The organism is Phenylobacterium aquaticum (genome assembly GCF_022695515.1).
Taxonomy (GTDB): Bacteria; Pseudomonadota; Alphaproteobacteria; order Caulobacterales; family Caulobacteraceae; genus Phenylobacterium; species Phenylobacterium aquaticum.
The window spans coordinates 45,006-67,257 of the sequence record NZ_JALDPT010000019.1; the positions used below are offsets into that span (position 1 = coordinate 45,006).

General features: G+C 69.8%; 16 protein-coding genes. 10 read left to right on the forward strand and 6 right to left on the reverse strand.

The features are described from left to right. Positions 1 to 29: 29 nt before the first annotated feature. The 4 genes from MQH10_RS14865 to MQH10_RS14880 all read left to right on the forward strand — a co-directional run bounded on the left by MQH10_RS14865 (position 30) and on the right by MQH10_RS14880 (position 4,279). A complete protein-coding gene (locus MQH10_RS14865) occupies positions 30 to 1,193 on the forward strand; it encodes an isocitrate lyase (RefSeq protein WP_336605110.1) in 1,164 nt (387 codons plus the stop codon). Between the two features lie 164 nt (positions 1,194 to 1,357). After that, positions 1,358 to 2,287, forward strand: a complete 930-nt coding sequence (locus tag MQH10_RS14870) for a GlxA family transcriptional regulator (protein ID WP_242564816.1) — start codon at positions 1,358 to 1,360, stop codon at positions 2,285 to 2,287. Positions 2,288 to 2,328: 41 nt separating this feature from the next. Further along, positions 2,329 to 3,723, forward strand: a complete 1,395-nt coding sequence (locus MQH10_RS14875; RefSeq protein WP_242564817.1) for a DUF6880 family protein — start codon at positions 2,329 to 2,331, stop codon at positions 3,721 to 3,723. 79 nt (positions 3,724 to 3,802) lie between these two features. Then, positions 3,803 to 4,279: a hypothetical protein gene (locus tag MQH10_RS14880; RefSeq protein WP_242564818.1), complete on the forward strand. Its 477-nt coding sequence runs from the start codon at positions 3,803 to 3,805 to the stop codon at positions 4,277 to 4,279. Between the two features lie 61 nt (positions 4,280 to 4,340). Here the strand turns inward: MQH10_RS14880 and MQH10_RS14885 are convergent, their stop codons facing one another. After that, a complete protein-coding gene (locus MQH10_RS14885; RefSeq protein ID WP_242564819.1) occupies positions 4,341 to 5,450 on the reverse strand; it encodes an alkene reductase in 1,110 nt (369 codons plus the stop codon). 163 nt (positions 5,451 to 5,613) lie between these two features. Between MQH10_RS14885 and MQH10_RS14890 the strand changes: the two genes are divergently transcribed. Both MQH10_RS14890 and MQH10_RS14895 read left to right on the forward strand, forming a co-directional pair. Continuing rightward, positions 5,614 to 6,387 (forward strand): SDR family NAD(P)-dependent oxidoreductase, encoded by a 774-nt coding sequence (locus MQH10_RS14890; protein WP_242564820.1) that lies wholly within the window; start codon positions 5,614 to 5,616, stop codon positions 6,385 to 6,387. Between the two features lie 86 nt (positions 6,388 to 6,473). Next, positions 6,474 to 6,944, forward strand: coding sequence for a MarR family winged helix-turn-helix transcriptional regulator (locus MQH10_RS14895; protein WP_242564821.1), 471 nt, complete (start codon positions 6,474 to 6,476; stop codon positions 6,942 to 6,944). Here the strand turns inward: MQH10_RS14895 and MQH10_RS14900 are convergent. Genes MQH10_RS14900 through MQH10_RS14910 form a run of 3 tightly spaced genes read right to left on the reverse strand, consistent with a single transcriptional unit; the run spans position 6,941 to position 9,177 of the window. Beyond that, positions 6,941 to 7,717, reverse strand: coding sequence for a molybdopterin-binding protein (locus tag MQH10_RS14900; RefSeq protein ID WP_242564822.1), 777 nt, complete (start codon positions 7,715 to 7,717; stop codon positions 6,941 to 6,943). The genes MQH10_RS14895 and MQH10_RS14900 overlap by 4 nt on opposite strands. Next, positions 7,714 to 8,550 carry a cytochrome b/b6 domain-containing protein gene (locus MQH10_RS14905; RefSeq protein WP_242564823.1) on the reverse strand — a complete coding sequence of 279 codons (837 nt, stop codon included), beginning with the start codon at positions 8,548 to 8,550 and terminating at the stop codon, positions 7,714 to 7,716. The genes MQH10_RS14900 and MQH10_RS14905 overlap by 4 nt, the downstream gene beginning before the upstream one ends. A 24-nt stretch (positions 8,551 to 8,574) precedes the next feature. Then, on the reverse strand, positions 8,575 to 9,177 hold the full coding sequence (locus MQH10_RS14910; RefSeq protein ID WP_242564824.1) for a hypothetical protein: 603 nt from the start codon (positions 9,175 to 9,177) through the stop codon (positions 8,575 to 8,577). Positions 9,178 to 9,326: 149 nt separating this feature from the next. Here MQH10_RS14910 and MQH10_RS14915 point away from each other — a divergent pair, with 149 nt between their 5' ends. The 3 genes from MQH10_RS14915 (at position 9,327) to MQH10_RS14925 (ending at position 12,729) form a co-directional block, all read left to right on the forward strand. After that, positions 9,327 to 9,977 carry a glutathione S-transferase family protein gene (locus MQH10_RS14915; RefSeq protein WP_242564825.1) on the forward strand — a complete coding sequence of 217 codons (651 nt, stop codon included), beginning with the start codon at positions 9,327 to 9,329 and terminating at the stop codon, positions 9,975 to 9,977. Positions 9,978 to 10,016: 39 nt separating this feature from the next. Further along, complete coding sequence (locus tag MQH10_RS14920; RefSeq protein WP_242564826.1) at positions 10,017 to 11,021, forward strand: zinc-dependent alcohol dehydrogenase family protein; 1,005 nt, start codon at positions 10,017 to 10,019, stop codon at positions 11,019 to 11,021. 223 nt (positions 11,022 to 11,244) lie between these two features. Continuing rightward, complete coding sequence (locus MQH10_RS14925) at positions 11,245 to 12,729, forward strand: NAD-dependent succinate-semialdehyde dehydrogenase (RefSeq protein WP_242564827.1); 1,485 nt, start codon at positions 11,245 to 11,247, stop codon at positions 12,727 to 12,729. 4 nt (positions 12,730 to 12,733) lie between these two features. Here the strand turns inward: MQH10_RS14925 and MQH10_RS14930 are convergent, their stop codons facing one another. After that, entirely contained in the window at positions 12,734 to 13,213 is a 480-nt protein-coding gene (locus MQH10_RS14930; RefSeq protein WP_242564828.1) for a hypothetical protein, read from the reverse strand. Next, positions 13,159 to 20,217 carry a beta strand repeat-containing protein gene (locus MQH10_RS14935; RefSeq protein WP_242564829.1) on the reverse strand — a complete coding sequence of 2,353 codons (7,059 nt, stop codon included), beginning with the start codon at positions 20,215 to 20,217 and terminating at the stop codon, positions 13,159 to 13,161. The genes MQH10_RS14930 and MQH10_RS14935 overlap by 55 nt, the downstream gene beginning before the upstream one ends. A 442-nt stretch (positions 20,218 to 20,659) precedes the next feature. Between MQH10_RS14935 and MQH10_RS14940 the strand changes: the two genes are divergently transcribed. Beyond that, entirely contained in the window at positions 20,660 to 22,252 is a 1,593-nt protein-coding gene (locus MQH10_RS14940) for a flavin monoamine oxidase family protein (protein ID WP_242564830.1), read from the forward strand.

Consider the following 22,252-nt stretch of genomic DNA (forward strand, 5'->3'; position numbering starts at 1 on the left):
CTACACCTTCCTGCGCCAGGCCGACGCCCGTGAGCTCGGCGGCCTGTTCCGCGACCTCGACGCGCCGCGCGCGCGACAAGGCCAAGGAAGCCAAGCTGCTCGACCAGATCGACAACTATCAGACCCACGTCGTTCCGATCATCGCCGACATCGACGCCGGCTTCGGCAACGCGGAAGCCACCTATCTGCTGGCCAAGAAGATGATCGAGGCGGGCGCCTGCGCCCTGCAGATCGAAAACCAGGTCTCCGACGAAAAGCAGTGCGGCCACCAGGACGGCAAGGTCACCGTGCCGCACGAGGACTTCCTGCAGAAGGTCCGCGCCTGCCGCTACGCCTTCCTCGAGCTGGGCGTCGAGAACGGCATCATCGTCACCCGCACCGACTCGCTCGGCGCCGGCCTGACCAAGCAGATCGCCGTCAGCCATGAGCCGGGCGACCTGGGCGACAAGTACAACAGCTTCCTGGACTGCGAGGAAATCTCGCCGGCCGACATGAAGAACGGCGACGTCGTTCTGAACCGCGGCGGCAAGCTGCTGCGTCCGAAGCGCCTGCCCTCCAACCTGTTCCAGTTCCGCGAAGGCACCGGGGCCGAGCGCTGCGTGCTCGACTCGATCACCTCGCTGCAGAACGGCGCCGACCTGCTGTGGATCGAAACCGAGAAGCCGCACGTCGAGCAGATCGCCAGCATGATGGACAAGGTTCGCGAGGTCATCCCGAACGCCAAGCTGGTCTACAACAACTCGCCGTCCTTCAACTGGACCCTGAACTTCCGCCAGCAGGTCTATGACGCCTACAAGGCGGCCGGTAAGGACGTCTCGGCCTATGACCGCGAAAAGCTGATGAGCGTCGACTACGACACCACCGAACTGGCGATCGAAGCCGACGAACGTATCCGCACCTTCCAGGCGGACGGCGCCAAGCGGGCCGGCATCTTCCACCACCTGATCACCCTGCCGACCTACCACACCGCGGCCCTGTCGACCGACAACCTGGCCAAGGAATACTTCGGCGCGGCCGGCATGCTGGGCTACGTCCTGGGCGTTCAGCGCCAGGAACTGCGCCAAGGCATCGCCTGCGTGAAGCACCAGAACATGTCGGGCTCCGACATCGGCGACGACCACAAGGAATACTTCGCCGGCGAAGCGGCCCTGAAGGCCGGCGGCGTCCACAACACGATGAACCAGTTCGCCTAAGACCTGGACCATCTGAACAGGCGGGACGGCCCGGTGCGAAAGCGCCGGGCCGTTTTGCTATGGGCGGTCGGGCCGCGCGCGGCCCTGGATCCCGGCGCCGGATTTGCCCGCCAGGGGCAGGGACGATAGAGTCGAAATCGAACCCGTTCAGGGAGACTTCGACAATGATCTCCGTGTCCGTCCTGGCTCTGCCTGGAGGCCTGGCCTCCAGCCTGGCCATCACCTGCGACGCGCTCGACACCGCCAACCGGATCAGCCTGAACGGGGGCCGGTCCGCGCCCTTCGCGGTGCAGACCTTGAGGCTTGGCCGCGAACCTCTCCCGACCTTCGGGCCCGGCGATCTGGTGATCGTGCCCGGCCTGGGCGGTCAGTCGGAGGAGGAGCTGACGGCGCGTCTGGCGGCCCCCGCCGCGCGCCGGGCGATCCGCATCGTGACCCAGGCCCATGCGGCGGGGGCGACGGTCGCGGCCTCCTGCGCCAGCACCTTCCTCCTGGCCGAGGCCGGCCTGCTTGCGGGCCGCGAGGCGACCACCACCTGGTGGCTGGCGTCCCTGTTCCGCCGCCGCTATCCGGACGTGGCCCTGAACGTCGACCGCCTCGTCGTGGCCGACGGACGGGTCCTGACCGCAGGGGCGGCCATGGCCCAGATGGACCTGATGCTCGCCCTCATCGCCCGCTTCGCCAGCGGCGGGCTCTCGGAGGCCTGCGCCCGCTACCTGCTGTTGGATCAGCGGCGGTCCCAGGCGCCCTATATGGCCGTGACCTTCCTGGCCGGGCAGGACGAGACCATCGCCCGGGCCGAGACCTGGGTGCGGGCCCATATCGAGGACGACTTCAGCATGGACGATCTGGCCGCCGCGGTCGGCCTCACCCCGCGCACCTTCGCGCGGCGCCTGCACCAGGTCTGCGGCCTGTCTCCGGTGCGCTTCGCCCAGCGGGTGAGGATCGAGGCGGCGGAGCGGCTCTTGGAGACCACCCGTCTGTCGGTCGATGAGGTGGCTCGCCGGGTCGGTTATGCCGAGCCCTCGACCCTGCGCCGCCTGATCCGCCGCGAGTCCCGCCGGTCCCCTGCCGAACTGCGCCGCGCGGTCTGAAGCCCATTGGACGAAACCCATCGCGATCGCCAAGGTAGGTCATGAGTGCGACTCCCCCGGTGAAACGGCCCAAATCCCGCAAGGCGCTGAACGCCGCCAATCTGGAGGCCCTGGGCCCGGAGCGCCTGGCCGCCATCCTGATGGACGAGGCCGACGGCCGGCCGATGATCAAGGGTCGGCTGCGCCTGGAGCTGGCCGCCGCCATGGGGCCCGAGGCCCTGCAGGACGAGCTCAACAAGCGTCACGAACCCCTGCAGTTCTCCCGCACCCGCATCCACTGGCGAAAGCAGAAGGAGTTTCGGCGCGACCTGGAGCTTCAACGTCGAACGATCGTGGGCCCCCTGGCCGAGGCCGATCCGGCCCGGGCGCTGGAGCTGCTCTTGAAGTTCGTGGCCCTGGAGCGGGGCCTGCTGTCGCGGGCGACTGACGCCAAGGGCGAGATGGCCGACATCTTCTCGACCGCCTTGGCCGACCTGCCAGCCGTCGCCGCACAGGTCGCAACCCCGATCCCCGACCTGACCGAGACCCTGATCGATGCGCTCGCCATGGCGCGGGTGGGGGCGGGGGGCGAGGTGGTCGCCGCCTGCCTGCCGGCCCTGGACGCGGCGGGCGTCGAGCGCCTGCGGGCCCGGATCGAGATGGAATCCGCCCCGCCGCGCCGGGCCAACGCCATCTGGCGCGCGCCCCTGCAGGCGGTGCTGGAGGCCCAGGGCGATGCGGCGGCCCTGGCCGACAGCTTCTCGGCCGGCGAACAGCTATTGCCCCCGGTCGGCGCCCGGATCGCACGGGCCTATCTGGCGGCGGGCGATGTCGACAAGGCCAGGGCGGCGCTCGACCGGTCGGACCCCTATGCCGACGCCGTGGCCGCGGCGCGCCGGCCGGGCGCGGTCGAGCCGGACGCCGGCGAGATCGCCTGGGACGCCGCCCGCATCGCGCTGCTGGAGGCCAGCGGTGAGGCCGACGCCGCCCAGGCCCAGCGCTGGGCGAGCTTCGAGCGCGGTCTCACTGCCCCGGCGCTCCGCGACTATCTCAAGCGCCTTTCCGGCTTCGACGACGTGGTCGCCGAGGACAAGGCCCTGCTGCACGCCCGCATCTATCCGCGTTTCGCTCCGGCTCTGCGGTTTCTGGTCGACTGGCCCAGCCTGGAGACCGCGTCCGTCCTGGTGCTGGAACGCCGCGAGGACATCGACGCCACCGACCCCCTGCTGCTGGAGCGCGCCGCCCGCGCCCTGGAAGGCCGCTATCCGCTCGCCGCCATGCTGCTGCTCCGCGCGGCCATCGCCCACGTCGCCCGCTTCGCCCGCCAGGAATTCTTCGACGACGCCCAGAGGTGGCTCTTAGAAGCGGAGTCGCTGGCGGCGGGGTTGAGCCTGGATGACGAGATCGAGCCGCATGCGGACTTCGCCGCCCGGATCGCGGGTCATCGGCGGTGGTGAGCGCGCGCATGTTTATCGTCGCGCGACCTCGGTCCCTTCGCACCGGCTGGCCGCCTAGACTTTCGACCAGAGGGGTTGGGTGCGCATTGAGTCCAATCTGCGGCCGTGGCAACCTTGTGCGGTGAAGGTCACAGCAGACAATTTTGAGCAATTGCGGGCTTGGTTCGAATACATGGGCCGCGAGGCGTTTCCGACTGCATTCGATTCACCCGACACTGATCCTGTCGCAGTCTTGGACCGGCTCGCCGCGACTTCCAAAGCGAAGGCGCGCCAGGGCCTATCAATGGCGATAGGCGACATCATCGAGATGACGAGCCGTTGGCCAGCGCAAAAGGTCGTGCTGGCCGACCGGCGTTTGCTTGAGGACGGCCTGCCGAGCCTCTCTGAAATGCGATTGCGCTTCTCCGGGGCAGTTCAGCGGGTCATGCGTCAAGGCCGGATAGCCACCGAGGCGGAATACCATGCTGTCCGGAATGCGGTTGAGGTGCTGGGGCGGGAAGATGGGCCGCTATGGCGTCTGCTTCTTGCCTATGAGGAGCATCGCCCACGTCATTGAGTATTCGCTGGGGTCGCGAGCGCCCGAACATGTCGGACCTAGAATTGGCCATCAGCACGCCTCACCCACCATCCCCCAGCCCCCCCGCCTCCGCCAGCGTCGGGAAGTCCGTATAGCCCCGCGCCCCGCCGCCATAGTACGCGGCCCTCGGCGCGTCGATCAGCGGGGCGTTCACCTTCAGCCGCTCGACCAGGTCGGGATTGCCGATGAACGGCCGGCCGAAGGCGATCAGGTCGGCGGTGTTGTCGCGGCGGGCCTGGAGGGCGAGGTCGCGGTCATAGAGGTTGTTGGCGATGGTCGCGCCCTTGAACAGGCGGCGCAGCTTCTGCAGGTCGAAGCTGGGTTCGCAGGTGCGTGAAATACCGGTGTCGCCCTCGACCAGGTCCAGCCAGCCGACCTTCAGGTCGTTCAGCCGGCCGACAAGATAGGTGAACAGGGGCTCGGGATCGCTGTCCCAGGCGTCATAGGCGTGGCCGATGGGGGCCAGGCGCACGGCGACCCGCTCCGGGCCCCAGACCTCGATCAGGGCCTCCAGGATCTCGATCATCAGCCGGCAGCGGTTCTCGATCGAACCGCCATAGCGGTCGGTGCGCTTGTTGGTCATGTCGCGGACGAAGGCGTCGATCAGATAGCTGTGGGCGCCGTGCAGCTCGACCCCGTCGAAGCCGGCCGCCTTGGCGCGGACCGCGGCGCGGTGGAACTGGGCGATGACCTCGGGGATCTCCTCGAGGGTGAGGGCGCGGGCCTCGTCATAGGGGGCCAGGCCCTTTTCGGTGAACACCTGGCCCTCCTGCTTCATCGCCGTGGGCGCTACCGGGGCCAAGCCCTGCGGATGCAGGGAGGAATGGCTGAGCCGGCCCGCGTGCCAAAGCTGGCTGAAGATCAGTCCGCCCTTGGCGTGGACCGCGTCGGTGGTCAGCTTCCAGGCGGCGATGTGGGCGTCGTCATAGAGGCCGGGAATATAGGCCCCTCCGCGCCCCTCCGGCGCCACGGCCGTCGCCTCAGTGATCAAGAGGCCCGCCGAGGCGCGCTGGGAATAGTAGGTCGCCTGCAGCGGGCCGGGGCTGCCGTCCATGGCCGCCCGCGTCCGGGTGAGCGGCGACAGGACGATGCGGTTTTGCAAGGTCAGGCCATTGAATTGGCAGGGGTCGAACAGGTCCGTGTCGCTCATGGCGCGCCTCCCAGGCTCTTGTTGCGGTGAGCTTGCCCGCTTCCCCAGGGACAGATGCAAGCCTGTCCTTGGGTCATGATTGACAGGGCCCGCCCTGGCGCACACGCAGGAGCGAACAAGGCCCGCCCGCCAAGAGGCCGGGCCCAGACCGGGAGCCCGCGCCGTGACCTATCCGACCCCCAATGTCTCCACCGACCTGACCGGCCAGACAGCCCTGATCACCGGCGCCTCCTCGGGCCTGGGCGTCCGCTTCGCCAAGGTGCTGGCGGCCTGCGGCGCCAAGGTCGCCCTGACAGCGCGGCGCACCGACCGCCTGGAGGCGCTCGCCGCCGAGATCCGCGCCGAGGGCGGGGAGGCCATCGCCCTGGCGCTCGACGTCACCGACGCTGACCAGCTGCTGGCCGTGGTCGGCAAGGCCGAGGAGGCCCTGGGGCCGGTGACCATCCTGGTCAACAACGCCGGCATCCCCGACGCCCAGCGGGCGGTCAAGATGTCGGTCGACCTGATCGACCAAGTGATCGGGGTGAACCTTCGGGCGCCCTATATTCTCTCCTGCGAGGTGGCGCGCCGGCTGATCGCGGCCAAGACGCCGGGCCGTATCGTCAACATCGCCTCGGTGGCCGCCTTCGAATACAGCGGCAACGGCGCGGCGCTCTATTCCATCACCAAGTCGGCGGTGGTGCGCATGACCGAGGCCCTGGCCGTCGAGTGGTCGAGCGCCCGGATCAATGTCAACGCCATCGCGCCCGGCGCCTTCGCCTCGGAAATGATGGACGGCATGCTGAAGCGGGTGGGGGACATCTCCCAGCACTTCCCCCGCAAGCGGCTCGGCGACCCGGCCCAGCTGGACTCGACCCTGCGCTATCTGGTCTCGCCGGCCTCGGACTTCGTCACCGGCGCCACGATCCGGGTCGATGACGGCCAGAGCGGCCGCTAGGGTTTGGCCCTGAGGTCGGGTCGGGCTTGCGCCCGGACCCGGCCGCCATCCATATGCGCGACGAACTCGGGCATGGAGTGCGTGCTATGGCGACAGACGGCAAGATGGCGGAGGCGGGCGCGGACCCCCTGCGCCTGGAGTCCCAGCTCTGCTTCGCGCTCTACAGCGCCAGCAATCTCATGACCCGGGTCTACCGGCCGCTGCTGCAGCCGCTGGGCCTGACCTATCTGCAATATCTGGCCCTGCTGGCCCTGTGGGAGCAGGCGCCCCAGACCTTTGGGGATCTGGCCCGTCGGCTGGGGCTGGATTCCGGCACCCTGACGCCGCTGTTCAAGCGCATGGAGGCCGCCGGCCTGATCACCCGCACCCGGGACCTGGCCGACGAGCGGCGCGTGACCATCGATCTGACCGCCAAGGGCCGCGAGCTGAAGGCCCGGGCCCAGGCCGTGCCGCCGGCCGTGGTCTCGCAGATCCCGATCCCGCTGGAGGATCTCGCCGCGCTGAAGGCCCAGGTCGAACGCCTGGTCGGCGGCCTGCGGGTGGCCGAGAGCGCCTAGATCCCCGCGTACCACTGATAGCCGCGGTCTTCCCAATAGCCGCCCTTGCCCTGGCCGAGCTTGGCGAAGCTGTCGATCAGCTCGATGCGCATGACGTACTTGGCCATCTTGTAGCCGAGCTGGCGCTCCAGCCTCAGGCGGATCGGCGCGCCATGGGCGACCGGCAGGGGCTGGTTGTTCATCTCATAGGCCAGGATGGTCTGGGGGTGGTGGGCGTCGGCCAGGTCGATGGTCTCGTAATAGTCGCCGGTGCCGTCGAGGGTCAGCTCCAGGGTGTCGGCGCAGAAGAAGGCGACATACTTGGCCTGGGGCTTCACCCCGGCGCGGTCGAGCAGAGGGCCGAGCGTCGCGCCCTTCCACTTGGCGATGCTGGACCAGCCTTCGACGCAGTCGTGGCGGGTCACCTGGCTGCGGGCCGGCGCCTGGCGCAGTTCGTCGAGCGACAGGCTCAAGGGGCGCTCCACCAGGCCGCCGATCTCCAGGCGCCAGGCCTTGAAGCCGTCGGCGACGTGGGCCTGATAGTCCTCGCTGTCAGGATTGGTGGTGCCATTGGCGCGGAAGTCCGGGGCGATGGCGCTCTCCGGATATTCGCGGGCCAGAGCGTTGCGGCCGAGCAGCAGGCGCTGGACGTGGAAGTTCATCCCCTCGGCGAGGTTCAGGCGCTCATTGACCTGGGGCGAGGCGGCGAGCTTGTCGCAGGCGGCGAGGCCCGTGGCCGCGCCGGTCAGGGCGCCGCCGAGCAAGAGGCGGCGGGTGGGATCGGAACCGCTCATGGCTTTTCCCTGCGGATGACGAACCAGCCGGTCAGGATCGAGCGCATCTCGTTCACCGGCCCGGCGGCGATGACCATGGCCACATGCACGACGAAGAAGCTCACCAGGCCCGAGGCGACGAGGAAGTGGATCGTGCGGGCCGACTGCCGCCCCCCGAACAGATCGGCCAGGACGGGGAGGCGGGCGTACATGGCCGGCGACATGACGAGGCCTGTCAGCAGCATCAGGGGCAGCAGGCCGAAGATCACCGCCAGATAGGCGAGCTTCTGCAGGATGTTGTAGTCGCGGGCCTCCTCGCCATGGGCGAAGCGCAGGCGCAGGTGGTCCAGGACCGAGCGGCCGAGGCCGCGCAGCTCCTCACGAGTGGGCTTCAGCATCGCCCGGGTCCGGCCTGTGCCGAGCGCGAAGCCCAGATAGATCAGGCCGTTGATCACCAGCACCCAGGCGAAGGCGAAGTGCCAGCGGCGGCCGGCGCCCAGGTCCAGATAGCCGGGCAGGGTGGCCCAGCTCGGGAAGGCGCGGGCCTGCAGCTGGTCGCCGCCGGACTTGGACGCCCCAAGAACGCCCGTGGTGTCGAGCCGGGCGCCCGCCACCGTCAGCTGGCCTTTCAGATCGCCGTTCGCCGCCGTAGTCGCCTCGATCGCCGCGAACGGCCGGTCGAAGTGCGAGACCTCGCCCCAGTAGAAGGCCGGGTGGGCGTTGAGGATCTGCAGGCCGCTGAGCAGCAGCACGAGCAGGCAGAGCGCATTGACCCAGTGGGTGGCGCGCACCAGCAGGGGATGGCGATAGATCGCCGTCACCCCCTTGGATGTGCGTTCGCGAACCTCGGTCATCTGCGCCCTCCCGTTTCGTCCGCCTTACATCGGCGGCGCGGAGCCCTTGTCGCCCACGGCCACCGCGCCGGTGATCAGACCGCCGCCCGGCTTCGGGAAGGCCATCAGGAACACCTTAGCGCCCGGCTTGACCATGGTGCGGTCGCCATTTGTGATCTGCACCACCGGCACCTTGGCCGGGACCACGATCTTGCGCTGGCCGGTGGGATAGCTGACCTGCAGCTCCTGGCCCTTGGCGCCGGCGGTCACCTTGCCGACCGTGCCATTGGTCATCATCGAACCCTTGCGCAGGTTCCAGGCGTAGTGGCCCTCGCCGATCTTCACGCCGGGCGGGAAGACGTGGACTTCCAGCGACTTGCCCGAGCCGTCGGCCTGGGGGATCTCGGAGGTGCCGATGAAGCTGCCTTCCTTGATCTCGCTGATCGCGACGGGCTTGGTCACCTGGACCGACCAGTCGGGGGTCAGGTCGATGCTGAGCGGACCGCCGGTCTTCTGCTTAATGGTCAGCTGGGTGGCGCTGATCGCGCTGACCTGGCCGCGGATGGCCTGGGGACCGGCGGGCGGCGGAGCCTGGGCGGCGGCGGCGGTGCTGAGGGCCGCGAAGGCGGCGATGAGAGCCAACTTCATACAGTTCATGAACAGGTCCTTCTAAGGGGGCGCCGCCGGGCGGCTGACCATGAATTGCACGTTATTTAATCGTATGCAATCGACCTGACTTGACCTCCCCAAGGTCAAGACCGACCTGATGGGGCGACTTCAATCAAGGACGCCGCCCCATGACCGCTCCCCTCGTCGTCCACCACCTCGGGATCTCCCAGTCCGAGCGGATCGTCTGGCTCTGCGAGGAGCTGGAAATCCCCTATGAACTGAAGGTCTACCAGCGCGATCCGGTCACCCGCCTGGCGCCCGCCGAGTACAAGGCGCTGCATCCCATGGGGGTCGCGCCGGTGATCACCGACGCCGGACGGACCCTGGGCGAGTCGGGGGCGATCGTCGACTACATCATCGGCCGCTACGGCCAGGGCCGGCTGGCGGTCGCAGCCGATCAGCCGAACTACGCCGACTATGTCTTCTGGCTGCACTTCGCCAACGGCTCGTTCGTGGCGACCGAGATGCTGGGCCTGGTGGCCAATGCGCTCGGCGTGCCCGCCGATCATCCCGGCCGCGGCTTCATGAACGCCCGCTCGGAACGGGTCTATGACATGGTCGAGCAGCGACTGGGCGAGACCCAGTATTTCGCGGGCGACGCGCTCACCGCCGCCGACATCATGATGGTCTTCGCGCTCACCACCATGCGCATGTTCACGCCCAAGGACCTCTCGGGCTTCCCCAACATCCTCGCCTATCTCCAGCGCATCGGCGCGCGGCCGGCCTATCGCCGGGCCATGGAGAAGGGCGATCCCGGCCTGCCGCCGCTGCTCACCTGATCCATTCCACACCTCCGACCCCGCTGAAGGATACGCCCCATGAAAGTCGCCGCCGTCAAAGCCCCGGGCGGGCTCGACAAGATCGTCATCGAGGACCGCGCCCAGCCGGTCGCCGGACCCGGCCAGGTGCTGGTCCGCGTCCGCGCCAGCTCGCTCAACTTCCATGACTTCGCCGTGGTCGCCGGCATGATCCCCGCCGCCGATGGCCGCATCCCCATGTCCGACGGGGCCGGCGAGGTGGTCGCAGTGGGCGAGGGCGTCACGACCTGGAAGGTCGGCGACCAGGTGCTCTCGACCTTCTTCCCCAACTGGCCGGCCGGCGCGCCCGTGCTGGAGCGCCTGCTGGGCGTGCCCGGCGACCAGGCCGACGGCTTCGCGGCGGAATATGTCGCTTCGCCTGCCACCGCCTTCACCCGCATCCCCAAGGGCTGGACCCTGGAGGAAGCCTCGACCCTGCCCTGCGCGGCCCTGACCGCTTGGCGCGCCCTGATCGTCGAGGCCAAGATCAAGCCGGGCGACGTGGTCCTGACCCAGGGTACGGGCGGCGTCTCGATCTTCGCCTTGCAGTTGGCCAAGGCGGCCGGCGCGACGGTCATCGCCACCTCCTCCTCGGCCGAGAAGCTGGCGCGCCTGAAGGATCTCGGGGCCGACCACCTGATCAACTACAAGGACGATCCGGCCTGGGGCCAGACGGCGGCCAAGCTCACCGGCGGTCGCGGGGTCGACGCGGTGGTCGAGATCGGCGGGCCGGGCACCATGAACCAGTCCCTGCACGCCTCGAAGATCGGCGGCCATATCTCGCTGATCGGCGTGCTGACCGGGGTCTCCGGCGAGATCGCCACGGCGCTCGCCATGTCCAAGAACATCACCATCAAGGGCGTGACCGTCGGCTCCCGCCAGGAGCAGGAGGAGATGATCGCCGCCATCGAGGCCAACGGCATCAAGCCGGTGATCGATTCCACCTATCCGCTGGACCAGATCGCGGCGGCCTTCGCCCACCAGATCTCGCAGAAGCACTTCGGGAAGATCTGCCTGTCGATCTGAGGCGGCGTTGCAGCGCTTTAGCCCTCTCCCCGTTCACGGGGAGAGGGTTGGGTGAGGGGTCCTTGCTGGCTCGCCACCTCACCTGAACCGCAAAAAGACGCCCCGCTTCGCGGCGCGCCCCTCACCCTTCCCTCTCCCCGCAAGCGGGGCGAGGGTGGGAGGCTTGAAGTCCCAGCCGCCACCCAGCACTTGACCCGGGCCCCGCCCGGGCGAGGATCGCGGCATGACCCAGACCTCCGACATTTCCGCCGAACAGACCCGCCTGGCCCTGAAGCGGCCCGACCTGCTGCGGGAGGCGGCCTATGTCGGGGGGGAATGGATCACGGCCGAGGCCCGCATCGCCGTGACCAATCCGGCCACCGGGCGGGTGCTGGCCCATATTCCCAATCTCGGATCCGAGGCGACGCTTCAGGCCGTGACGGCGGCGACGGCGGCGCAGGGGGACTGGGCGGGGCGACCGGCCAAGGCCCGCGCCCAGGTGCTGCGCAAATGGTTCGACCTGATGATGGCGCACCAGGAGGACCTCGCCCGGCTGATGACCGCCGAGCAGGGCAAGCCGCTCAGCGAATCCCGCGGCGAGATCGCCTATGCGGCCGCCTTCCTCGAATGGTTCGGGGAAGAGGCCAAGCGGGCCTATGGCGACGTGATCCCCGGTCATCAGGCCGACCGCCGGATCCTGACCCTGAAGCAGCCGGTGGGAGTGGTGGCGGCGGTCACGCCCTGGAATTTCCCCGCGGCCATGATCACCCGCAAGGTCGGCCCGGCTCTGGCGGCCGGCTGTTCGGTGGTGCTGAAGCCCTCGGAGCTGACCCCGCTTTCGGCCCTGGCGCTCGCCGTGCTGGGCGAGGAAGCCGGCGTGCCCAAGGGCGTGTTCAATATCGTCACCGGCGAGGCGGCCCCGATCGGCGAGGTGCTGACCACCGATCCCCGCATCGCCAAGTTCACCTTCACAGGCTCGACCGCCGTCGGAAAGATGCTGGCGGCCAAGTGCATGGACACGGTCAAGCGGGTGTCTCTGGAGCTCGGCGGCAACGCCCCCTTCGTGGTGTTCGCCGACGCCGACCTGGACGCAGCGGTTGAGGGCGCCATGGCGTCCAAGTTCCGCAACGCCGGCCAGACCTGCGTCTGCGCCAACCGCTTCTATGTCGAGGCCCCGGTGGCGGCGGAATTCGCCCGGCGGCTTGCGGGGCGGGCCGCGGGTTTGCGGATCGGCGACGGCCTGGCGGGCGAGACCGATCAGGGCCCGTTGATCGACGGCCGGGCCGTCGCCAAGGCGCGCCGCCATGTGGAGGACGCCCTGGCCGGCGGGGCGCGGCTGCTGACCGGCGGCACGACCCTGGACGGACTGGGCGCCTTCTTCGCCCCGACGGTGCTGGCCGACGTCGCCCCCGACGCCCTGCTGACGCGGGAGGAGACCTTCGGACCCGTGGCCGGGATCACCGCCTTCCAGGACGAGGCCGAGGCGATCGCCCTGGCCAATTCCACCCGCGCGGGCCTGGCGGCCTATCTCTACACCGCCGACCTCAAGCGCGCCTGGCGGGTCAGCGAGGCGATCCAGTCGGGCATGGTGGGGCTGAACACCGGCCTGATCTCCACCGAGGTCGCGCCCTTCGGCGGGGTCAAGGAATCAGGTCTCGGCCGCGAGGGCTCGCGCTACGGCCTCGACGAATATCTGTCGATCAAGTCGATCTGCCTAGCGGTCGACTGAGGCCCTAGGACACCGCGGCGTAGAAGGCGTCGAGCTGTTCCTGGCTGATATTGGCCAGCTGGGTGGTGGACAGGCCGCTGATCTGCTCGGCGTTCAGCGCCATGATCTCGTTGACGGTCAGGCCGGCGATCATGGTCGGCGTCAGGCCTGAGACCTGGGTCGAGGTCAGGCCGCTCAGCTGCACGCCCGACAGCATGCCGAGCTTCTCGGCGTTGAGATTGCTGAGCTGGCCGGGGGTCAGGCCGCTGAACTGGGTCGAGGTCAGGGCGGCGAACTGGGTGGTGGTCAGATTGTTCAGCTCGGTGAAGCTGAGGTTGCTGGCCTGGGTCGAGCTCAGCGAGGCGATCTGGGTCGGTGACAGGGCCCACAGCTGGCTGTCCGACAGGGAGCGCAGCTGCATCCGCACCAGGCCGGTCAGCTGGGTGACGGTCATGGCGGCGATCTCGGTCGGGCTGAGATAGCCGAACTCGGTCGTCGAGAACAAACCGATCTGGCTGGCCTTGAGACCCCCAGCTGGGTGACGGTCATCTGGGCGATCTGCGACGCCGTCAGGCCGGTGATCGCCGCCGGCGACAGAGAGCCGATCTGATAGCTCGACAGGTTCGAGAACTCGGTCGAGGTCAGGGACGCGACCTGGGCGGCGGTGAGGCCGCTGACCTGGTTGGACGACAGGCCGGCCACCTGGGTGGTGCTGAGCTGGGTGATCTGGCTGGTGCTGAGCGCGCCGATCCAGGTCGAGGCCACGGCCCCGTCCAGCAGCTGGGTGGGGGCGAGCGCGGCGATCTCGGTCGAGGTCAGGCCGGGGACGGCGGTCGTCGACATCGCCCCGATCTGGGTGGCGCTGAGCGCCGCGAACTGAGTGGGCGTGAGCGCGGCGACCTGGGTCGGGGTCATGCCGGCCATGCCGGTGGTGGAGATCGCCGCGATCTGGCTGGCGCTGAGCGCGCTCATGGTGGTCGCCGCCAGGCCCGCCACCTGGGCGCCGGTCAGGCCGTGGATCTCGCTGGTGGTGAGCGCCGCCAGCTGGCTGGTGGTCAGCGCGCCGATCTGGGTGGAGGTCAGAGCGCCCACCTGGGTGGGCGTCAGGGTCGTGAACTGGGCCGTGGTCAAGGCGGCCAGGACGTCGGTCTTCAGCGAGGCGATGGCGGTCGAGGAGATCGAGGCGACCTGGGCCGGGGTCAGATAGTTCAGCTGGGTCGTGGTCAGGGTCGCCACGTCGGTCGAGGTCAGGCCGTAGAGGCCCGCGGCGGTGAGGGCCGCAAGCTGGCTGGTCGACAGCGTCGTGAACTGGGTCGACGACAGGGCCCCGGTCTGGGTCGAGGTGAGCGCCTGGATCTGGGTGGTGGTCAGGGCCGCGACCTGGCGGGTGGTCAGACCGCCGATGGCCGTGGTCGACAGGGCCGACATCCTGCTGGCGCTGAGCGCCGCGAGCTGGGCCGAGCTGAGCCCCGCCACCTGCTGGTCGGTGAGGCCGGCGACCCCGTCCGCCGAAAGGGCGATCACGTCGGCCGTCGTCATGGCCGCCAGTTGGGCGGCGCTGAGCGCCGAGACCTCGGCGCTGGCCAGGCCGCTGAAGGCCGTGGCGGTCAGGGCCTGGATCTGGGTGGTGGTGAGGGCCTGGACCTCGGTGGTGTTCAGGCCCGACATCTGGGTCGAGGTCAGGCCGGCCACCTGGGTGGTGGTGAGGCCGGCGATGGTGGTGGCCGACAGGCTGTTGACCGCGGTGCTGGTCAGGCCGCCGATCTGGGCGGCCGACAAGCGCGCCAGCTGGGCGGCGCTGAAGGCGCCGATCTGGTCGGTGGAGAGCGCATTGATCTGGGTCGAGGTCAGGGACGCGACCTGGGTGCCGGACAGGCTGGAGATCGCGGTGCGGGTCAGGCCGGGCGCGGCGGAGGCCGTGAGGGCCGCGAGCTGAGACGCCTTGAGCGCGCCGATCTGGGTGGCCGAGAGGCCGGCGACCTGGGTGCTGACCAGGCCGGCGACCTGGCTGGTGTTGAGCAGGCCGATCTGGGTGGCCGACAGCTCCGAGACCTGGTCCTTGGCGAGCGCCGCCATCTGGGTCGAGGTCAGGGCCGCCAGCTGGGTGGTGGTCAGAGCGGCGAGCTCGGTCTGGGTCAGGCCCTGGATCGCCGTGGTGGCGATGGCCGCCATCTGCGAGCTGGTCAGGGTGGCGAGCTGGCTGGGGCTGAGGGCGCCCACGGCGTCGAGGGTCAGGCCGGCGATCTGGGTGGTCGACAGGGCCGCGAGCTGGGTGGTGCTCAGCGCCTGGACCTGGGTGGTGTTGAGCGCCGCCATGCCGGTGGCGGTCACGCCCCGGACCTGGCTGGTCGACATGGCCGCGACCTGGGTCGCGCTCAGCGCCGCGACCTGGTCGGAGGAGAGCGCGTTGAGCTGGGTCGAGGTGAGCGCGGCGACCTGGCTGGCGTTCAGGCTGGCCAGCGCCGTCGGGCTGAGGCCCGGGGCGGCGGTCGAGGTCAGGACGGCGACCTGGGCGGGCTTCAGGGCGTCGATCTGGTCGACCGACATGGCCGCGACCTGGGTGCTGACCAGGCCCTTGATCTGGGTGGTGGTGAGATTGCCGATCTGGGTCGTGGTCAGATTGGCGATCTGGTCCTCGATCAGGGCGCTGACCTGGGTCGAGGTGATGGCGCCGAACTGGCTGGCGTTCATGGCCGACAGCTCGGCCTGGGTCAGGCCCTGGACGCCGGTGGTGCTGAGCGCGGCGATCTGGGTGGTGGCGAGCGCCGCCAGCTGGTCCGAGGAGAGGGCCGCGACCTCCTCCGAGCTCAGGCCCTTGATCTGGGTGGTGGCCAGCGACCCGAGCTGGGAGGCCGACAGGGCGCCGAGCTGGTCCAGCGACAGCGCGCCGAGGCCAGTGGCGCTCAGGCCGCGCACCTGGGTCGTGGTCAGGGCGGCGATCTGGGTGGTCCCCAGCGCGCTAACCTGGGTGGTGGCGAGCGCTCCGAGTTCGGCGGCGGTCAGGGCCGCCAGCTGGCTGGAGGTCAGGTTGGCGATCTGATCCTGAGTGAAGCCCTTCACCAGGGTGGTCGACAGGCCGGCGATCTGGGTGGTGGTCAGGGCGTCGACCTGGGCCACCGACATGGCGGCGACCTGGGTCGTGGCCAGGCCGCGGATCTGGTTGGCCGAGAGCGCGGCGATCTGGGTGGCGTTGAGCGACGGGATCTGGTCGACCGTCAGGCCGCCGATCTGGGTCGAGGTGAGCGCGCCGAACTGGCTTGAGGTCAGGGCGCCCAGCTGATCGGCGGTCAGGCCCTTGAGTCCATTGGTCGAAAGCGCGGTGATCTGGCCGGTCGACAGCGCGGCCAGCTGGGCCGAGGTCAGGGCGCCGACCTCGTCGGCCGTGAGGCCCGCGAGCTGGGTGTTGACCAGGGCCGAGACCTGCGAGGTGGTCAGGGCCTGCAGCTGGTCCGAGGACAGGGCGCCGATGCTGGCGGCGCTGAGGCCGCGCACCTGGGTGGTGGTCAGGGCCGCGACCTGGGTGGTCATCAGCGCCTGGGTCTGGCTGGCGGTCAGCGCCCCCAGCTCCTGGCTGGTCAGGGCGGCGACCTGGGACGCGGTCAGGGCGCCGATCTGGTCCTGGGTCAGGCCCTTCACCTGGGTCGTCGCCAGCGCGCCGATCTGGGTGGTGGTGAGCGCAGTCAGCTGGTCCCAGGACAGGGCGGCGATGCTCTGGGCGGTCAGGCCCCGGGTCTGGGTGGTGGTGAGCGCCGAGAGCTGGGTGGTGGCGAGCGCCGGGATCTGGTCGAGGCTGAGCGCGCCGATCTGGGTGGCCGACAGGGCGCCCAGCTGGCTGGAGGTCAGGGCGGCGAGCTGGGCGGCGGTCAGGCCCTTCACGCCGCTGGAGGACAGGGCGCCGACCTGGGTCGTGGACAGGGTCGACAGCTGGGTCGAGGTCAGGTTGGCGACGTCGTCGCCGGACAGCCCCTTCATCTGGACCGGCGTCAGCACCGCGACCTGGGAGGTGGTCAGGGCCTGGAGCTGTTCCGCCGACAGGGCGCCGACCGCAGTGGCGCTGAGCCCCTGGACCTGGGTGGTGGTCAGGCCGGCCACTTCCGAGGTGGTCATGGCCGCGATGTGGCCGGGGGTGAAGGCGGCGAGCTCGGCCGCCGTCAGGGCGGCGATCTGGGTCGGGGTCAGGGCGCCGATCTGATCGTCGGTCAGGCCGATGATCTGGGTGGTGGTCAGGCTCGCGACCTGGGTGGTCGACAGGCTGTTCAGCTGGTTGGCGGCCAGGGCGGTGATGCCCGTGGCGCTCAATCCCTGGACCTGGGTGGTGGCCATGGCCGCCAGCTGGGTGGTCGACAGGGTCTCGATCTGGTCCGGCTGCAGGCCGCTGATCGCCGTCGAGGTCAGGGCCGCGAACTGGGTGGTGGCGAAGGCGCCGATCTGGGCGCTGCTCAGGGCGGCCATCTGGGTCGAGGTGAGCACGCCGAACTGGGTGCTGGTCAGGGCGGCCAGCTGGGTGGTGTTGAGCGCCGCCAGCTCGAGCGCCGGCATGCCGCGGACCTGGGTGGTGGTCATGCCGGCGACCTGGGTCGCCGACAGGGCGCCCAGCTGGTCGCTGCTCAGCGCGGCGATCTCGGCGGCGGTCAGGCCGCGGATCTGGGTGGTGCTGAGCGCGCCCACCTGGGTGGTGGCGAAGGCGCCGATCTGGGTGGTGGTCAGCGCCCCGACCTCGGTCGAGGTCATGGCCGAGAGCTGGCGGGTGGTGAGGGCGGCGATCTGGGTGTCGACCAGGGCCTGGACCTGATCGGTGCTGAGCGTCGCGATCTGGGTGGTGGCCAGAGCGCCGACCTGGGTCTCGGTCAGGCTGCGGACCTGGGCGATGGACAGGCCGCTGATCTGGGTGGTCGAGAGGCTGGAGAGCTGGGTGGTGGTGAGGCCGGTGACCTGGGTCGTGGTCAGGCCCCGCACCTGGGCGGCGCTGAACGACGCCAGCTGGGCCGGCGACAGGGCGGCGAACTGGTCGGTGGTGAGCGCGCCCAGGCTCACTCCGGCCAGGCCCTTGACCTGGGTGGTGGTGAGCGCGGCGATCTGGGTGGTCTGGAACCCGGTCACCTGGGTCGCGGCCAGGGCGCCGAGATCGGCCGCCGTCATCGCCGCCAGCTGGGTGGTGGTGAGCGCGCCGATCTGGGTGTCGGCGAAGCCCTTGACCTGGGCGGTGCTGAGCGAGGCGATCTGGGTGGGGGTCAGGGCCCCCAGCTGCCCAAGCGAAAGGGCGCCCAGGGTGGTCGCGGACAGTCCGGCGATCTGGGTGACGCCCAGGCTGGCGATCTGGGTGGAGGTGAGCGCGCCCACCTGGGTGGTGGTCAGGGCGCCGAGGCCGGCGGCGGTCAGGCCCTGCAGCTGGGTGGGGCTCAGGGCCGCGACCTGGGTCTCGGTCAGGCCCTGGACCTGGGCGCGGTTGAGCGCGCTGATCTGGGCCCCGGACAGGGCGCCCAGCTGGGTCGCGCTGAGGCCGGTGATCTCGGTGGTGGTCAGGCCCCGGACCTGCAGGGTCGAGAGGCCCGAGAGCTGGGTCGCCGAGAGGGCGGCGAACTGATCGGTCGACAGGTCGCCCACCCCGGCGGCGGTGAGGCCGGCGACCTGGCTCGCGCTCATGGCGGCGACCTGGGAGGTGGTGAGCGCCGCGACCTGGGTGTCGGTGAGGGCCCCGATCTCGGCGGCCGTGAGGCCGGAGAACTGGTCGAGGCTCAGGCTGGCGATCTGGGTCTCGGACAGGGCCTTGATCTGCAGCGAGGTCAGGCCGCTCAGCTGGGTCTGGTCGAGGGAGGCGAACTGGGTGGCGTTGAGCCCCGCCAGCTGGGCGGCGCCCAGGGCGGCGATCTGGGTCGAGGACAGGGCGTCGATCGCCGTGGTCGACAGGCCCGCGACCTCGGTCGTGGTGAAGGCCTTGAGCTGGGGCGCGCTCATGGCCGCGATCTGGGTCGTCGAGAGCGCCGCGAACTGGTCGGCGGACAGGGCGCTGATGCTGGCCGCGGGCAGGGCGGCGACCTGCTGGGCCGACAGGCGGCCGACCTGGGTGGGGGTGAGCGCCGCGATCTGGCTGGTGGTCAGGGCCCCGACGTCGGCCGCCGACAGGGCCGACAGCTGGCTGTCGGTCAGGCCCTGGATCTGGGTCGAGGTCAGGCCCTTGACCTGGGCGGCGGTGATCGCGCCGATCTGGACCGTGGAGAGCGCGCCGAGCTGATCGGCGCTGAGCGCGCCCAGGCCCGAGGCGCTGATCCCGCGCACCTGGGCCATGCTGAGGGCCGCGACCTGGGTGGTGGCGAAGGCGCCGACCTGGGTGGTGGTGAGCGCGCCGATCTCGGTCGCGGTCAGCCCGGCGAGCTGGTCGAGGCTCAGCGCGCCGATCTGGGTCCCGGTCAGGCTCTTGACCTGGTTGGGGGTCAGATAGCCGACCTGATCGGCCGACAGGCCGGCCAGCTGGGTGGTGGAGATGGCGGCGATCTCGGTGGTCGGCAGGCCGCGGATCTGGGCGGCGCTGAGGGCCGCCGTCTGATCCGGCGTCAGGCTGGCGAACTGGTCGAGGCTCATCCAGGCCAGGCCGCCGCTGGTCATGCCGGCGATCTGGCGGGGGGTGAGGGCGGAGACCTGGGTGGTGGCGAGCGCGCCGATCTGGGTGGCGGTGAACGCCCCCACCGAGGCGGGCGACAGGCCGGCCAGCTGGGTGGTGGTGAGCGCCGAGATCTGGGTCGCCGACAGGCCGCGCACCTGGGTGGTCGCCAGGGTGGAGAGCTGGGTCGAGCTGACGGTCGCCAGCTGGTCGGCGCTGAGGGCGGCGATGTCCTGGGCGGAGAGCGCCTTGATCTGGGCGGTGGAAAGGGCCGCGATCTGGGTGGTGGAGAGACCGGCGACCTGGGTCGAGGTCATGGCCGCCATCTCGGTGGAGGTCAGGGCGGCGAACTGGCGGTCAGACAGGGACTGCAACTGGGTGGTGGTCAGGCCGCGCACCTGGCCCGAGGTCAGGGCCGCCACCTGGGGCGTGGTGAGCGCCGCCAGCTGGTCGCTGGAGAGCGACGCCAGCTCCGTCGCCGTCAGGCCGTTGATCTGCTTGGTCGAGAGCGCCGAGATCTGGGTGGTGGTCAGCGCGGCCAGCTGGTCGCCCGACAGGGCGGAGAGATCGGCGGCGGTGATGCCGGCGAGCTGGGTGGATCCCAGGCTGGCGATGTCCTCGGGGTCGAAGGCGGTGAACTGGGAGGCGTTCAGCACCGACAGCTGGGCGGCGCTGAAGCTGATCTGGCTGGGCGTCAGCGCCGAGATCTGCACCCGCGTCAGGGCCGTCATCTGCCGGGTCGACAGGGCGGCCAGCTGGGTCGCGCTGAGCTCGGTCATCTCCGTCGCGGTGAGCGCAGCGATCTGAGTGGCCGACAGGCTGGCGATGTCGGAGGTGGTCAGGCTGACGATCGTGTCGCGGCTCAGCGCGGCGATCTGGGCAGGGCTGTAGAGGGAATAGGCGGCGATCATCGGCGCACGCCTTCGCCGGCCGGGGCAGGGGCCCGACCTGTCGAACTGAACGCGTACTTAGCCCTGTCCAAGGCCATGGGGTTCCTTGCGCGGCGCCGGCTTTCGACGTCGCATTAACCAAACCCACGCAAGAGTTGTGCCAACCGGCGTCGCCCCTAAGGCTATGAGGCGGCTCAGGAATTCGGGGTCGCGCCGGATGGGGCGGCAGCTTCTGCCGGTTCGGGGCGGCCGGTCGGGTAACCAAGTCCGCCATCGGGGCGGGGCGAGTCGCCCCGGCGTCTTCGCGGCCCGCGGCTCTGCCTGATCCCTGGCCAGTTCCTGCGCCAAGCCGTCAAAGCGCAGGCGCCTGGATCAAAAGCGGCCCGCCCCTCCACGGACGGTTGGCGCAGGGGAGGCCCGGCTTCGTAGGTCTGGGCCCCGTTGGGGTCAGGGAGCACGCCGCATGGAACAGACAGGTCAGAAGACGACGCGACGGCAGTTGCTGTCGACCATCGGGGTCCTGGGCGGGACGGCCCTGCTCTACAATATGATGACCACCCTGGGGTACGCGGCCGAGACCCAGTTCGCGGGCCCGCCGAACCTGTCCGGCGCCAAGAAGGGCGCCTCGGTCATCGTGCTGGGGGCGGGCCTGGCCGGCATGCTGGCGGCCTATGAGCTGACCAAGGCCGGCTACAAGGTCCAGATCATTGAGTATCAGGGCCGCGCCGGTGGCCGGAACTGGTCCCTCTATGGCGGCGACACCTATACTGAGCTGGGCGGGGCGACCCAGAAGGTGGGCTTTGCGCCCGGCAACTATCTGAACCCCGGCCCCTGGCGGATCCCGCACCATCACCGGACCCTGCTGCACTATTGCAAACAGTTCGGTGTGGCCCTGGAGCCCTTCATCCAGTTCAACCACAACGCCTATGTCCACAATACCGACGCCTTCGGCGGCAAGCCCCAGAGGTTCAAGGCCCTGGCCGCCGACTTCGAGGGCAATGTCGCCGAACTGCTCGGCAAGGCGCTGGACCAGAAGAGCCTCGACGCCGAAGTCACGGCCGAGGACCGCGACCGCCTGAAGGAGGCGCTGCGCGAATGGGGCATGCTCGACAAGGACATGCGCTACGCCAAGAACCTCCGGTCGGCCGAGCATCGCGGCTTCGACCGGCCGCCGGGCGGCGGGGTCAATGGCGCGCCGACGCCCTCGGACGTCTTCGCCCTGCATGACGTGCTGGATTCCGGCATCTGGCGGAACATGGCGTTCTTCATGAACAGCGAGTTCCAGACCACCATGTTCCAGCCGGTCGGCGGCATGGGCATGATCGGCAAGGCCTTCGCGGCCCAGGTCCAGCCGCTGATCACCTACAACGCCAAGGTCACCAAGATCGACCAGGACAAGAAGGGGGTGAAGGTCACCTATGCCGACACCGGCACGGGGACGGTCACCGAGGCCAAGGCCGACTGGTGCGTCTGCACCATCCCGCTGACGGTGCTCAGCCAGATCGAGAGCAATCTGTCCGACGACCTGCAGGCCGCCATCGCCGCCGTGCCCTATTCCAACTCGGTCAAGATCGGGCTCGAGATGAAGCGGCGGTTCTGGGAGGAGGACGCCTCCATCTATGGCGGCCACAGCTTCACCAACCAGGAGATCAGCCTGATTTCCTATCCCAACAACAACTTCTTCAAGGACGGGCCGGCGGTGCTGCTGGGCGCCTTCGCCAGCGGCATGGGCGGCTATCACTTGGCCGGCATGACCCCGGAACAGCGGATCGAGGCGGCGCTCGCCCAGGGCTCGGTCTTCCACCCGGAGAGCTATCGCAAGGAGTTCCTGAGCGGCGCCTCGGTGGCCTGGAACCGCGTGCCGTGGATCCTGGGCTGCTGCGCCCGCTGGACCGAGGAGACCCGCAAGGCGCACTACCAGACCCTGGTCGCCATGGACAATCGCGTGGTCCTGGCCGGGGAGCACGCCTCTTACGTCGGCTGCTGGATGGAGGGGGCGCTGCTCTCCTCGATCGACGCCATCACCCGTCTGCACAAGCGCGCCCTGGAGGCCTGA

Coding starts and splice junctions, on each gene's coding strand:
- MQH10_RS14910 (WP_242564824.1), bottom strand. CDS start 9,177: ATGAAGTTGGCTCTCATCGCCGCCTTCGCGGCCCTCAGCACCGCCGCC.
- MQH10_RS14870 (WP_242564816.1), top strand. CDS start 1,358: ATGATCTCCGTGTCCGTCCTGGCTCTGCCTGGAGGCCTGGCCTCCAGC.
- MQH10_RS14940 (WP_242564830.1), top strand. CDS start 20,660: ATGGAACAGACAGGTCAGAAGACGACGCGACGGCAGTTGCTGTCGACC.
- MQH10_RS14935 (WP_242564829.1), bottom strand. CDS start 20,217: ATGATCGCCGCCTATTCCCTCTACAGCCCTGCCCAGATCGCCGCGCTG.
- MQH10_RS14875 (WP_242564817.1), top strand. CDS start 2,329: ATGAGTGCGACTCCCCCGGTGAAACGGCCCAAATCCCGCAAGGCGCTG.
- MQH10_RS14895 (WP_242564821.1), top strand. CDS start 6,474: ATGGCGACAGACGGCAAGATGGCGGAGGCGGGCGCGGACCCCCTGCGC.
- MQH10_RS14920 (WP_242564826.1), top strand. CDS start 10,017: ATGAAAGTCGCCGCCGTCAAAGCCCCGGGCGGGCTCGACAAGATCGTC.
- MQH10_RS14915 (WP_242564825.1), top strand. CDS start 9,327: ATGACCGCTCCCCTCGTCGTCCACCACCTCGGGATCTCCCAGTCCGAG.
- MQH10_RS14885 (WP_242564819.1), bottom strand. CDS start 5,450: ATGAGCGACACGGACCTGTTCGACCCCTGCCAATTCAATGGCCTGACC.
- MQH10_RS14925 (WP_242564827.1), top strand. CDS start 11,245: ATGACCCAGACCTCCGACATTTCCGCCGAACAGACCCGCCTGGCCCTG.
- MQH10_RS14905 (WP_242564823.1), bottom strand. CDS start 8,550: ATGACCGAGGTTCGCGAACGCACATCCAAGGGGGTGACGGCGATCTAT.
- MQH10_RS14900 (WP_242564822.1), bottom strand. CDS start 7,717: ATGAGCGGTTCCGATCCCACCCGCCGCCTCTTGCTCGGCGGCGCCCTG.